Below are 13938 nucleotides of genomic sequence, written 5' to 3' on the forward strand. Positions count from 1 at the left end.
ATTAAATGACCAAAATTTATAGCCCAAAAAAACTGATCGAAGTGGCATTGCCGTTAGATGAAATTAATATTGCTTGCGCCCACGAAAAACAACCAGGTATAGGTGCTCACCCAAGAGGGTTGCATCTTTGGTGGGCTCGCAGGCCATTGCCTGCAGCTCGTGCAGTGATTTTCTCACAAATGGTTAACGACCCTGGCTACCAACAAGGTGATGGTTTTAAGTACGGCGTCAATAAAAATGAAGCCGAAATAAAGCGGGAAAAACTGTTTCAAATTATTCGCGATTTAGTCAAGTGGGAAAACACAAATAACGAAGAGGTGATTAATCGTGCTCGCGAAGCCATTAAAGAGAGTTGGTGTGAAACCTGTTATTTAAACCGCAATCATCCTCAAGCGTCCGAATTGTTTAACCCTGACAAACTACCAGCCTTTCACGATCCTTTTGCTGGTGGTGGTGCTATCCCATTAGAGGCACAACGCTTAGGACTAGAAAGTTATGCCAGTGATTTAAACCCTGTGGCAGTCATGATCAACAAAGCCATGATCGAAATTCCACCGAAGTTTGCAGGTCAGGCACCTGTTGGCCCAATACCAGACTCAGATAAGACTAACAAAAAGAAAGCAACCAAAGATGCTTTTGAAGATTGGAGTGGTGTAAAGGGCTTGGCCGAGGATGTTCGGCGTTATGGCCATTGGATGCGCGAAGAAGCCATGAAGCGTATTGGACATTTGTACCCCAAGGTTCTGATCACCGATGAGATAATCGCTGAGCGGCCTGATTTAAAGGCCTATGCGGGAGAAGAGTTAACTGTAATCACTTGGATATGGGCACGCACGGTCAAAAGTCCTAACCTAGCTTTTAATCATGTAGATGTTCCTTTAGCTTCGAGTTTTGTGCTTTCTAGTAAGAAAGGCAAAGAAGCTTATGTTCAGCCTGTTATTGCTGGTGATACCTATCATTTTGAAGTGAAAGTAGGGAACCTTCCAACTGAGGCAAAGTTAGGAACCAAAGTAGGAAATGGTGGAAACTTTAAGTGCCTAGTATCTGGAACTCCTATACCTGTTAAAGCGATTCGCGAACAGGGGCAGCAAGGTACATTTAGTAAGCGTTTAATGGCTGTAGTTGCAGCGGGGAAATCAGGGCGAGTTTATCTGGCACCAACATTAGCAATACAAAAGGTTGCGGATTCAGCCCATTCAAAATGGGGGCCAACTACACAGATAAATCACAACCCTCGGGATATTAGAACTCAATTATACGGCTTGAATCAATATGGTGATCTTTTCACTCCGCGACAATTATTAGGGCTAACCACTTTTTCAGACTTAATTGATGAAGCTCGGATTAAGGCCATTAGTGATGCAAAAGCGGCTGGTATGAGAATAGATGAGTTAGGGATTGATCAAGGAGGAATGGGAACCACCGCTTATGGCGAAGCACTATCCGTATATTTAGCTTTTGCATTAGATAGACTTGCTGACTACAACAGCAGTATTGCTACATGGAAGGCTTCTGGTGAGCAAGTAATGCAAACATATAAGAGACAGGCACTGCCTATGACATGGGATTTCCCTGAATCAAATATTATGGGAGATAAGTCGATATGCTGGCTCAAAGCGATAAAGTATACATCTGACAATTTAAATGCTTGCACTAAGTTAAATTCGCTTGTACCAGGTATTGTATTACAAGCGGATGCTGCAACACAAAATGTTTCAACAAACAAGGTTATTTCGACCGACCCTCCTTACTACGATAATATTGGCTATGCGGACTTATCTGATTATTTCTATGTTTGGATGCGCCGTTCTTTAAAAACTGTATTTCCAAATTTGTTTGCGACATTGGCGGTACCTAAACTAGAAGAATTGGTTGCGACTCCTTATCGACATGGTAGTAAGGAAAAAGCCGAAACATTCTTTTTAGATGGTATGACAAAAGCCATTCATAGAATGGCTGAGCAAGGTCATCCAGCATTTCCGGTCTCAATTTACTATGCGTTCAAGCAATCCGAAACCAAAGAAGGTAGTACATCTAATACAGGTTGGGAAACATTTTTAGAGGCGATTATTTTGGCTGGATTTTCTATTGATGGTACCTGGCCAATGCGTACTGAATTAGCTAATCGTATGATTGCTGCTGGTACAAATGCTTTGGCTTCGTCGGTAGTGCTAGTTTGTAAAAGAAGGGCGGTTAAAGCTCCATCGATCTCTCGCCGAGATTTTCAACGTGAACTGCGGGAGCAAATGCCCGACGCTTTGGAAGCCATGATTGGAAGCGAAACAGGCTCCACGCCCATCGCCCCGGTGGATTTAGCCCAGGCAGCCATTGGACCAGGTATGGCTATTTATTCTAAATACGCGGCGGTACTGAACCAGGATGGCAGTAATATGAGTGTACACGAAGCACTGATTTTAATTAACCGCGCCATTACCGAATACTTAAACCCCGACAGCGGCAACTTTGATGCCGACACCCTCTTTTGTGACGACTGGTTTAGCCAATACGGCTGGAGTGAAGGCCAGTTTGGCGAGGCGGATACTCTGGCACGCGCCAAAGGCACTTCGGTAGAAGGTGTGCGTGATGCCGGTGTCATTGAAGCCGGTAGTGGTAAAGTACGTTTATTAAAGTGGAGCGAATATCCCAGTGATTGGGATCCTAAAACCGACTCCCGCACCCCTATTTGGGAAGCTTGCCACCAGTTAATTCGTGCTTTAAATCAACAAGGTGAAAGTGCAGCAGGTGCCTTATTGGCTCGTATGCCAGAGCGTGGTGAACCTATTCGCCAGTTAGCTTATCACTTATACACACTATGTGAGCGTAAAAAATGGACAGAGGAAGCCCGCGCCTATAACGAATTGATTGGGTCCTGGCATGGGATTGTAGCTGCCTCACACGAGGTTGGACATAAAGACGAACAAGCTGGATTTGGCTTTTAAGGGAGATTAGTAATGAGTTTAAAACCATGGCGCGAAATTGCACGCCCACACAAAGACGTATTAGACGGTACATTTAAACAATCTGAATTTGCCGCGGATATTACCCAGGTAGCCAATGGTACGGCACCGGCTGAATATCAGGACGCCAAAAAATTCTTTTCTCGGACGTTTATTACTGAAGGAATGCGATTACTGTTGATTTCAGTGTCTCAACGCTTGGCTGGTTTAGGCGGCGACCCGGTTATTCAACTACAAACTGCCTTTGGCGGTGGTAAAACCCATACTATGCTGGCGGTATTACATTTAGCCAGAAGAAGTGTGAGTACCAATGAATTGGAAGGTGTATCTCCTTTGTTGGATCAGGCAGGTATTCATGACTTGCCTGCAGCCAAAGTGGCGGTATTAGATGGGATCAACATGTCAGTCAGCCAGGGGAAGAGTCACGGGACTCTTGTAGCCAACACTTTATGGGGTGAAATGGCCTGGCAACTACTGGGTGATGAAGGTTACAACTTGGTGGCGGCCAGTGACCGTGATGCTACAGCGCCAGGCAAAGACGTATTGGTGGCCTTGCTAACTCAAGCAGCACCTTGCGTGGTGTTGGTTGACGAATTACAAAAATTCTTTAGCGATCTAACGCCCGGTAAGCAGCTCAATGCAGGCAGTTACGAAAGCAATTTGAAGTTTATCCAGGCCCTCACTGAAGCGTTTAAAGCGGTGCCCAATGCCATTTTGTTGGCATCTCTCCCCGAATCAGAAACAGAAGCTGGTGATGCTTTTGGGCAGAAAACATTGGTAGCACTTGAAAAACATTTTGGCAGGGTGGAAGCTGTTTGGAAGCCGGTAGCAACAGAGGAGGCCTTTGAAATTGTGCGCAGACGCCTGTTTGACCATGCGGGGGAACGGGCTCAGGTTGAAGGTATTAGCCGCCAGTTTTGTGACTATTATCGCCTGCATGCGCAGCACTTTCCCGTGGAAACTCAGTCGAACCAATATTTCGAGCGTATGTGTCATTCGTACCCCATCCATCCAGAGATTTTTGACCGTTTATATGAGGACTGGTCAACCCTGGATAAATTTCAAAGAACTCGCGGTGTGCTGCAATATATGGCAGTTATTATCAATCGCTTATGGAATGACAATAATCAGGACGCACTCATTTTGCCAGGGTCTGTGCCATTAGATGACAGTTTAGTTAGAAATAAAAGTATTCATTATTTACCTCAGGGGTGGGAGCCTGTTATTGAGCGTGAAGTCGACGGTACACGTTCTGAACCACATAGAATTGACGGTGATGATACGCGTTTTGGTAGCGTACAAGCAGCGCATAGAACGATGCGCACGATATTCTTAGGGAGCGCCCCTGCAGGAAAAGATCAGGTGGTTAAAGGTATCCAGCTTGAACGAGTATTGCTTGGTAGCACACAACCAGGCCAAACTGTAGGGGTGTTTGTAGATGTACTGAAAAGGTTGCGCGACCGCTTGCATTACCTCTATTCAGATCAGGACAGGTTTTGGTTGGATACTAAGCCTAATTTGCGTAAGGAGATGGAGAGCCGAAAACAAAATATTGATAAGTTGATGTTAAAAGAAGAACTCAAAAAACGTGTGAGTAGCGTTTTCGCCCGTCAACATATATTTGCCGGGATCCATGTCTTTACCGATTCCAACGATGTACCCGACGATTATGGGACAGGACCGAGATTAGTAGTGCTGGCACCTAACGAAGGGTATAGCCGCACGGACGCTACTGCTGCGGTTAATGCTGCCGAAAAGATTTTACAATTCCGCGGAGAACAGCCACGCCAAAAACGTAATCGTTTAGTTTTCCTGGCCGCCGACTATGATGTTGTCAGCCGATTAAATGATAGCGGAAGAACGTATTTGGCATGGAGGGAAATTGTATTAGACCTCCAGGAAGACAGGCTCAATCTTGATGCTTTTCAAGCAAAAATTGCAAAGAAAAGCGCGGAGGCAGCTGAAAGAGCATTGACACAAATGGTGCGAGAAACCTATAAGTGGATAATTTGTCCCCAACAATTTAAGCCTACCGACCAAAAAATTGACTGGGAGCCGGTCGCTGTATCAACCAACGCATTAAACCTAGTACAGGAAATTGAAAACAAACTGCGAGAGGAAGAGTGGCTAACCACAGAGTGGTCACCGATACATTTACGAAACTTGATGGCGCAGTGGTACATCAAAGACGGCCAAAAAGACGTAAGTGCATTAAAGATTTACCAAGACACTTGCCACTATCTTTATTTACCGAGACTGGTCAATGACCAGGTTTACAAAAATGCACTGACTAAGGGCCTTGAAAACGAAGACTTCTTTGCGTATGCGGCAGGTAAGGACGGTGACCACTATCTGGGCTTCCGTTTTGGTAACAATGGTTTGCCAACCTTGGATGAATCCTGTTTGCTAATCGACCGAGACGCAGCCTTAGAATACCGAGAACGCACAAAACCAGCCCCACAACCGGAGCCCACTCAAACTGTTGGCAGTGGGGATGCTTTTACACCTACGCCGATGAGTGGCCTAAATGGTGGACTACCTCAACCAACATCATTAGGCGAGCCACCACAAACCGATTCAATCAAAACAGCTGTTAAGCGACAGTTCTATGGCAACATTGACCTAGACCCGGTTAAGGCCAAAATGGACTTTGCCACCATCGTTGATGAAGTGGTGCAGCAATTTACTGCCAAGCTTGGTGTTGATGTATCTATAACTGTTGAGATTCAAGCTAAGTCAAAAGATGGCTTTGATGAAGCGATGCAGCGCACTATAAAAGAAAATTGTAATGTGCTGCGTTTTAGTAGTGCTGAGTTTGAGGAAGATTAATGTCAACTGGCGGTGTTGGCTGATTTAACAACCAACACCTCCATAGATCCAGCGTTGTGTTAGTGCTCAAAGCCAATGCGCAGGTATGACTAACTCAAACGATTTAGCCGCATACTTAAGCCTTGAAATGATTTCCTGATGTTTGGCTTGATCATAGTTTTGATTCGCCTTGCGCTGCTCGAGTATTTTTTGAAGCAGCGGCAGGTTAAACATCTTAAGTAGGTGGAGGTTTTTCCAGCTTGGCTGACCAAAAAGGTTATAGATAACCTCGGTACCATCACGCTCACTGGCAAGACGTTTTTCACCAGTGATTAACGCTTCAGCCTTTTCGGCTTCGTCACGGTCGTCGTAGGTATTGAGTAGTTTCATTAAAAATAATAAGATTTTACTATAAGTAGCGTGATATTAACTTGGTTGAGATGCTAATGACAAATAACGGATTACATTATTGGCTATAAAAGCCAAATCAGGATAAGTTTGGTGTAGGTTAAGCCCGAAAGATACTGGCAATACAATAAAGCGTGGCCAATATTAATTGATCATTACACCATTATTCAGGTTGGCACAATATTGGGTAGCTTCCTTCACTCCAATATGAAGGGATAATCTCCACAACTTTTATACACTCAGTACACTCAGGAAAACTGTTAACACGTTACCTGAGTGTTCTGAGTAGTAGTATTAAATATCTAACAACTTCGATTCATGCAGATACTCGTTTCGTCGCCAGCACTGAGTTTTAGATTTATCCGTTGTATCCTCATAAAGAAACCCACATTGAACCAACAATAGTATCCCCAACTCAGCGAGCTTGGAGTTCCTACCAATAATGATCCAACCTTTTTGAGCTACCTCCCTAACTGTGATTTTTTCGTCTAGCTTACTAATATTTTTTAGAATAACTTGAGCACACTCAGCAGCAATGTTGACATCAACATCAAGAATTTTTAACGTATGACTCTCTAGATAAACAGCATAATTAATCGCCATTTTTATGTCGTTTTCTTCTAATGCTCTAGAGTCTTCAATTTCATCAGAATCGTAACTCTGAATCACTTTAAAAATCGTCGCAAGTGTTGGTACTATTGTCTCAAATCCTGAGTAGAAGTGGCGAGTTAAGTCTGGAAGATTCAGGTCGTTTGTCCTAGCTCGTACGTCTTTCAACCAATTTGAATACAAGTCCTCTGCCGATGGAGTCAAAACAATTTTCCGTTCAATATCGTCAGACTCGCGGTAGACTGCATCCGCAATTTCTAATAATTTTTTGATACTCACTTCAGCTAACTTACTTTCAGGTTCTTCATGCAGTGAAGGCTCAGCATCATTCTCACAATAGAAATTCATCTGAAACATTTTTAGACTGTCTATTGATGAGCTATCATTATCCAATGCAGACTGGATGGACTTTGCCAAAGTCCTGGGCTTACAAGCGCCAACATATGATAAAGATCCAAATTTTGATGTACGGTTATTTCCTATGTCTTTTTCGAGTGCTATACCGCTGTCGCAGTGAAAAGACCCTGTAACAACAGTTTTAAGAACATCATCTTTGCCTTCCATTAAGTTAGCAAGAAAATTAGTAGAGTCACTCTCAAATACACATAATCCATTGGCATTTTTTAACACACACTTTTTTGTGGTACTTGGACTTGTGTTCTTGACGATCAATCTATTTTCATAACAATCCTCAGGAAAATAAACTGACTGCAAATAGTACTCAGCGGCTCCGTCAAATTCGGAGTGCGAAGGTAACCTCATCTTCATTCGATGCGCAGCAGCTAATTCAGCCTTGTCGCGATTGAAGTTCAAACTTTTAATTTCATTGCTTAATAAAGTTTTCGAATACTCATCCATAAATTTTTTATTTGCATGGGATAAGAGGGGCTCAAATACTTTATATGTGATCTCGATGGCTTTGCTGGTGTTAGAGTGTGGTTGCGACACTATCAAACCCCAAATTCCAGTAAACAAATTATTGTACGGAAAATCATTCATTATAACTTTGGTGTCATTGCCAATGCATGCACGCAAAACCCCTAGCAAAATAGGTATTACAACTTCAACTCTACAATCCGCATGCTTTGCAATATAAGATGCTGATTCATAGATATAGCTTGGAACGAAATCAGGTTCAAACTTCCGTAATTCAGCAGTTTGATTGGGAAAGCCCAGTGGAATTGGCATTGGCGTTAAGCCGTCACAATGTTCCAAAATAAATTTTTCTTCTGAATAAACGAATAATTCCGTATTTTGAAGTCTTTTAGAGATGATTTTTGGTTGTTTTAAACCCGGCTTAAAACGCATTGTAAAAGTCCGGCGAAACTTGGCATATTCACAACAACAATCATTGTCCAGGAAGATGTCGGTTATGTTGCTAAAGTTACAACTCCCATTGTCTTCAATGACAATGAACATGTTTAGTAACTGTTCATTGTCAAGCTTGAACAATGCAGGCCTGTACATTGTAATGAGTTCATTTATTTCTAATTTCTGCTCTTTTCCTTTTTGGTATAATTTAAATTTGACATTTAATATTTTGTGCTTTTCATTATTATCTGGCCTTATCCTTAGCTGTAGATGTTGCCTACGATAACCGCTGTTAATAAGAAGGTTAGACGCTTCTTCTGGATTTTCAGCATTTTTGATAATACAAAATCCCCCAGTTGATTTTTTGTATCTAAAAATCATATTCCTGATTGGGATGCCAAGAATTATTGATGACCTTTCAATAAATGTTTTGACGTACGATAGTCGTTTATCAATATCCTTAACGGACTCAGCAGATAGACTCGCTGCCATTGGCAGTGGCGCATTTAGAATCGTTGCCATTGGCACTGGTACATTGCTAGGTTTGTTTGTTTCAATTTTTATATTAATCATTTTTTACCCCTAAATCATTATGTGTCGATTCGACAACACACATATTAAGGATTGACGCGTTAACCGTTACCGTAATAAGCATCTATATTTAAATAAAACAAAATTGGATAAAAACCATTGTAAAACAATGATTTAAGAGTTTTTTTTCGGAGTTTTGTTACTTAAATTTTCAAAATTAATAAAGTTAGCAATTGTAATTCGTTTTATTATTAATAACGAAAATAAAATAACGCCTTATGCTATTGTTTTAACTGTATTTTATTTCAATATTCTTATATATTTTGCAACTACATTTTATTTTTTAAAAAAGTCAAAAATTCGGTGGACAGGATGACAAAACTAGGAACGAAGAAAAAACCAATCCGGTTGCTACCTGACGGCTCACTTAGAACAAAGTTTGTTAAAAGCACATCACATGTTTTCAATAAAAATGAGCTTGTTACTGAGATGAGTAAAATGAAGTCACCTAAGTATGGCTTCGATCTCTATATAAAGAACCTTATTAGAAATCCATATCTTAAGGCGAAAGACATAAGGTTAGGTTTTTTGTTGTTTGATTTACTTACGAATAAGCAATTAGACCCCTTGTTTACTACATTGCCTAAAGAAGAATTTCGTATTTCGAGTATAGGCGAGCAAGGGATCCTTTATTTAGCGGCTTCAAGAGCAGTAAGCGACGGTTATGAGATGATATCAAAGCAGAGCCTATTCGACTTGGCCACACGAAGCAAAATGAGTCTAACGCAGTCAGAAATCATAAAAATACTAAATAAACTTCACAGTTTTTTTTATATAACGTGTACAGAAATATGCAAAGAAAATCTAGCGAGCAATAGGATTGGCTTTAAGTACAAATGCAATGAGTTGCCCTTGTCTATGCAAACTAAAGTAGTGCACATAAGACTAAATCAACGGTTTGAGAAACTTGACTTCACCAATCAGTGGAAAGCAATTAAACGTAAAAAATCAAAGGTGAAAGTTACCTAATAACCCAGGTCAAAAACAGCTCTATTCCTTCCTCAAAAGGCTTGCTAGTATATACATAGCAGTACTGCTAGCACGTCACTTTTCACTCAAATCTAATCAAAATACTCACCAAACTGGAGTTCATATGACTACAGCAAGTCCACTTGCGCTGTATCTAGGCAGGCTTGCGCCTAATAGTCGGCGCTCAATCAGATCTCAGCTATATAAAGTGGCTAATATTATGGAATGGCCACTGGATAAACGCGATGCCATGTTCCATCAAGTCGATTATCAGATGGCATGTCAGATAAAAGTAGAGCTCATTCAGCACGGCTCATCTGCCAAATCGGTTAATCGCGCCATGTCAGCCATTCGAAACGTGGTTAAAGTCGGTGTACTAATGGGTTTAGTGGCGGAAAACCAGCTTATTCAACTCAGTGCCATCAAGCTGGAAAAGACCTCTCAGCATCAAGGTAATCCGCTTAACGCCACGCAAGTGAGTGAGCTATTTGCTTATTTAGCCAAAGACACCAGCATCATCGGCGTGCGTAACATCGCTATTTTCGCTGTGTTACTCGGTGCTGGTCTTCGTCGTAGTGAGTTGGTTGCGCTCAAGCTGAGTGATTTAACACTGTCCGAGAGCCATTTAGTCGTGCAAAAAGGCAAAGGCAACAAACGTCGAACGGCCTTTTTGCCTAAGTGGTGTGTTGAGCATATTCATGCATGGCTATTACTTCGAGACTATGACACTGGTTATGTGTTTAATCCGGTGAATAAGTCTAATCGCGTTAATGTTAATCGAGGTATCACAACCGAAATCGTCTATTTGTTGGTGCGTAACATGGCAAAGCATGTAGGTCTGGCCACGGTATCACCGCATGACTTACGTCGTACCTATATCACTCGCTTATTGGAGCAAAACATCGATTTGAATACGGTGCGCCTAATGGCTGGACACGAAAACATCAGCACCACCGTTGTTTATGACAAGCGTGACAATAAAGTCATGCAAAAAGCAGCGGCAACACTGAGTTACGGCGCATCCAACGTGGCAACATCATGAGTCGTCAGGCTATAACAGCGTTAGCGGCGCACTATGCCACAGCATTGATCACAAACGGTTTAACTGAACGCCAGTTCAAAGCACTGGATACGGACGCGCTGGCAAAGCTCGCTGGCATAACGGTACATCACAACAAACCATTGTCGTTAAAACAGGTTAAGACTGCGCTGGCTACCATCACAAGTGATAGCCTAAACGATGTGGTGTCACATAATGCGCGACTACTTTGTGATGTCTATCGAGTGCCTGTGGCTTGCATGGATATTATTGAATACATCATTGCAATCAGTGCATCGAGTGCGCTGCGGCAACTTATCGATGAGCTGTATTTTAGTGATTTAGCAGACGATATTCATCGGACTTTACTTAGCCAGTTTGGATTAGATGAAAGCACCTGTTTTGAGTATCTCGATAGCTTGACCTCAAGCGGATTTATTCGCTCTTCAACACTCACCGACACCAATGACGTGGTGCTACCAGATAACCAAGTTCGGTTATTAACTGTGTCTAAACTTGCCGATACAGAAGCTTATCTCGCGCACTTATTGGTAAAAAGCCCATCGCCTGTATTTAAAATGAAAGACTTTGCTCATCTGGATATCGATACGCTTTGTCGCTATCTAAATAGTGCATCTAAGCAAGCGCTCAGCGGCGTTAACATTCTGATTTACGGTGATGCCGGAACAGGTAAAACAGAGCTGGCCAGAGCCCTTGCCAAGTCGATATCCAAAAGCCTTTACGAGACACGCACCGCAAGTGATGGACTTAAACAGGCACAAGACAGGTATGACTTAATTGGTCATAGCCGATTGCGTTTGCAATACCTATCTTCGATGCAATTACTGCTAAGCAGTAGCACCACTTCAATGTTTCTGGTGGATGAATGCGAGTCTATCTTTGCCGACAGTGATGAGTATTACGCCAAAGACACATTGCACCGACTGTTAGAAAGTAATCCGGTGCCGTGTATCTGGATAACCAACCATGTTCAATGCCTTGAGCCGAGCTTTATTCGCCGCTTTAAACTGGTGCTTGAAGTCGGTGCCATCGAAGGCAAACACATCGAGCCATTGGCAAAACAGGCGTTTCGTGGTTTAGGTGTTAAGCAAGACTATATCGATACTCTACTCACCACGCCGCATATCACACCAGCACATATAGGCAATGCAGTGCATGTGGCAAAAGCGATAAAGGTATCCGGCCAAGCCGCACAAAAGATGATATCGGATGTTGTTCACAACACGCTTAATGCATCTTCGTTATTGGACACACCACTTCGCTACAAACCAGAAATGCCGTTTGATGCAAGTCTATTAAACTTCAAACAAGGTAATGACGTTACCAAGCAGATAGAAACGGCATTGTGGCATCAAGCACCGGTTCGCATTTTGTTATCTGGCGAGCCTGGCACAGGTAAAACAGCGTATGCGCATTACTTAGCGCAGCAACATGACTTAGCGCTTGTGTCAGTGCGTTGCTCCGACGTTTTAAGCAAGTATGTTGGCGAAAGTGAGTCCAACATAGCCAGTATTTTTAATGACGCACAGCAGCGTGGTAGCGCGTTATTACTGGATGAAGTTGACAGTTTATTAGTGTCACGTGAGCGTGTTAGTGAGCACCATAACATCCAGCTTATCAATGAGCTGTTAACACAAATTGAATGTTTTGAGCAGCCAGTGTTTGCCGCCACTAATTACGCCAAACTATTGGATAAAGCCGTACTGCGCAGATTTGATTTTAAACTCGAAGCGCAGTGCCTAAACGTTGAACAGGCATTCCGGTTATTCAAGCGAGTTTTATCACTTAGACAGATAAGCAAACAGGAACGACAACAACTGTCTAGGTTAACCAATTTAACCGCAGGTGATTTCGCTATTGTGGCGCGTCGCATGCGGTTTCAACCCGATGGTGATTTTCGGCAACAGGCATTGACACTGCTTATCGAAGAAAACCGTCACAAGCAACCCAACCAACCTATCGGTTTCATCTAGAAGCCACACTAACCCAAAAGGTAAACAACATGACTACATCTTTATTGAGTTCTCTCAAGGTTACTGCTCGCCCTAAAATCGAGCCTAAACTACCGATTATCGGTAAACGTATGAAGCTGATTGAGAAACTAGAGCAACAACAGGAAATGGCAACCTGCATGCTGGAAAACAAACCGTTTGAAGCATTCAGAGAAAAGATGGTGAAAGATGCCGTTACCGGAGAGCGCACCAAACAAAGACGCGCCGTATCCATTAAGCCTTGGTATTACGATAGCGATGGTCACTACTTCTTAGAAGTCAAAGTGAACAACAAGCCTATTGATATTCAAACAGGTAAACCTGCCATCGATGTTGGCGATAAAGCAGACCTACCAAAAACCATCGAGACGATTATCCTTGCCGTCGAACAAGGTGAGCTGGATAGTTTCATCACGGCCAAAGTGGTAATAGGTAAAAAGGCCACACCAGCCAAGCCTGATACCGCTAAAACATCAGGTAAACCTTAATTTCTTAGTCGACTCAGTGAACAGCTGTTCATTGGGAATAGCTGCTTCTCTTTTAATTTTTCTATTCAACAAGATGTCGTGGAGCGCTTCAACGCTTATTGATGGCAATCCACTGTCAGGCATTACTTACGACAAGTTTAGAAAGTCGAATGAATAGACATGCTCCATTTACTTGCATGCTAATAAATTAGTATTTGCAGCACATTGCCATCTGCAAGTGCCAACCAATCAAGCACCCTTTTTTCTACAAAACCAATCTAACTTTAAAGAGAAATCATTATGCACATTAACTATGACGGACTGGCGTTGCCTGTTTCTAAATCACTTGCCGATGCCTTAATAGCGATCATCGACCAAGACAAACTCACTGGCGAAGCGGTCACGATAAACTTTCGTGATCCGGATTACTCAGCCGAAAAAGGTGGTTTTCATCCGGTGGAGATAAGACTAGAGAAACGAAGTGATGCGTGGCAGTTCTGCTACATCACCGACTTTTGTTATGTAGGAAGTGGATACACCGCTGAACTGGCCAAAGACCTCGACTTCGATTTTCAGGCTGGTGTGTTTCAAAACCTGTTCGGTGTCTTTCCTATCGAGCAAGCAACAGATATGTATCAGATTTGGGAAAGCAACTTTTTGCATTACTGGCAGGAAATGGAAGTTTTTAACGTTGTTTTTAATAGTGCCGGTTAGAAGTGTCAAACTGCCGATCTAAGGATGATATGTAATGAAGCGTCTACTTTAAA

Annotated in this window: 9 protein-coding genes; 7 read left to right on the forward strand and 2 right to left on the reverse strand. The window is 42.5% G+C overall.

Annotated features, from left to right (window positions below; translation table 11 throughout):
• Nucleotides 1-5 precede the first annotated feature (5 nt).
• Complete coding sequence (locus tag CXF95_RS26555; RefSeq protein WP_101201432.1) at nt 6-2939, forward strand: DUF1156 domain-containing protein; 2934 nt, start codon at nt 6-8, stop codon at nt 2937-2939.
• A gap of 12 nt (nt 2940-2951) precedes the next feature.
• On the forward strand, nt 2952-5786 hold the full coding sequence (locus CXF95_RS26560; RefSeq protein ID WP_101201433.1) for an ATP-binding protein: 2835 nt from the start codon (nt 2952-2954) through the stop codon (nt 5784-5786).
• Between the two features lie 66 nt (nt 5787-5852).
• On the opposite strand, the gene CXF95_RS26565 is transcribed toward CXF95_RS26560, so the two are convergent.
• Together CXF95_RS26565 and CXF95_RS26570 are read right to left on the reverse strand one after the other, a co-directional pair.
• Nucleotides 5853-6155 carry a hypothetical protein gene (locus tag CXF95_RS26565; protein WP_101201434.1) on the reverse strand — a complete coding sequence of 101 codons (303 nt, stop codon included), beginning with the start codon at nt 6153-6155 and terminating at the stop codon, nt 5853-5855.
• Nucleotides 6156-6467: 312 nt separating this feature from the next.
• Nucleotides 6468-8666 (reverse strand): hypothetical protein, encoded by a 2199-nt coding sequence (locus tag CXF95_RS26570; RefSeq protein WP_101201435.1) that lies wholly within the window; start codon nt 8664-8666, stop codon nt 6468-6470.
• A 456-nt stretch (nt 8667-9122) separates the two neighbouring features.
• Here CXF95_RS26570 and CXF95_RS26575 point away from each other — a divergent pair, with 456 nt between their 5' ends.
• The 5 genes from CXF95_RS26575 (at nt 9123) to CXF95_RS26595 (ending at nt 13885) form a co-directional block, all read left to right on the forward strand.
• Nucleotides 9123-9653: a hypothetical protein gene (locus CXF95_RS26575; protein WP_157828272.1), complete on the forward strand. Its 531-nt coding sequence runs from the start codon at nt 9123-9125 to the stop codon at nt 9651-9653.
• A 124-nt stretch (nt 9654-9777) separates the two neighbouring features.
• Nucleotides 9778-10695, forward strand: a complete 918-nt coding sequence (locus tag CXF95_RS26580) for a tyrosine-type recombinase/integrase (protein WP_101201437.1) — start codon at nt 9778-9780, stop codon at nt 10693-10695.
• The gene (locus CXF95_RS26585; RefSeq protein WP_101201438.1) at nt 10692-12686 is read left to right on the forward strand and encodes an AAA family ATPase; all 1995 of its coding nucleotides are present in this window, start codon (nt 10692-10694) and stop codon (nt 12684-12686) included. The genes CXF95_RS26580 and CXF95_RS26585 overlap by 4 nt, the downstream gene beginning before the upstream one ends.
• Nucleotides 12687-12715: 29 nt before the next feature.
• Nucleotides 12716-13192, forward strand: coding sequence for a DUF6641 family protein (locus CXF95_RS26590; RefSeq protein ID WP_101201439.1), 477 nt, complete (start codon nt 12716-12718; stop codon nt 13190-13192).
• Between the two features lie 279 nt (nt 13193-13471).
• Nucleotides 13472-13885 carry a DUF2787 family protein gene (locus tag CXF95_RS26595; protein WP_101201440.1) on the forward strand — a complete coding sequence of 138 codons (414 nt, stop codon included), beginning with the start codon at nt 13472-13474 and terminating at the stop codon, nt 13883-13885.
• The last annotated feature ends 53 nt before the right edge of the window (nt 13886-13938 follow it).

This window comes from Paraglaciecola sp. MB-3u-78, assembly GCF_002835935.1.
Classification (GTDB): domain Bacteria; phylum Pseudomonadota; class Gammaproteobacteria; order Enterobacterales; family Alteromonadaceae; genus Paraglaciecola.

Excerpts from the sequence above, each read along its gene's own strand:
- CXF95_RS26555 (WP_101201432.1), top strand. The coding sequence starts at position 6 with ATGACCAAAATTTATAGCCCAAAAAAACTGATCGAAGTGGCATTGCCG.
- CXF95_RS26590 (WP_101201439.1), top strand. The coding sequence starts at position 12,716 with ATGACTACATCTTTATTGAGTTCTCTCAAGGTTACTGCTCGCCCTAAA.
- CXF95_RS26560 (WP_101201433.1), top strand. The coding sequence starts at position 2,952 with ATGAGTTTAAAACCATGGCGCGAAATTGCACGCCCACACAAAGACGTA.
- CXF95_RS26580 (WP_101201437.1), top strand. The coding sequence starts at position 9,778 with ATGACTACAGCAAGTCCACTTGCGCTGTATCTAGGCAGGCTTGCGCCT.
- CXF95_RS26570 (WP_101201435.1), bottom strand. The coding sequence starts at position 8,666 with ATGATTAATATAAAAATTGAAACAAACAAACCTAGCAATGTACCAGTG.
- CXF95_RS26595 (WP_101201440.1), top strand. The coding sequence starts at position 13,472 with ATGCACATTAACTATGACGGACTGGCGTTGCCTGTTTCTAAATCACTT.
- CXF95_RS26575 (WP_157828272.1), top strand. The coding sequence starts at position 9,123 with ATGAAGTCACCTAAGTATGGCTTCGATCTCTATATAAAGAACCTTATT.
- CXF95_RS26585 (WP_101201438.1), top strand. The coding sequence starts at position 10,692 with ATGAGTCGTCAGGCTATAACAGCGTTAGCGGCGCACTATGCCACAGCA.
- CXF95_RS26565 (WP_101201434.1), bottom strand. The coding sequence starts at position 6,155 with ATGAAACTACTCAATACCTACGACGACCGTGACGAAGCCGAAAAGGCT.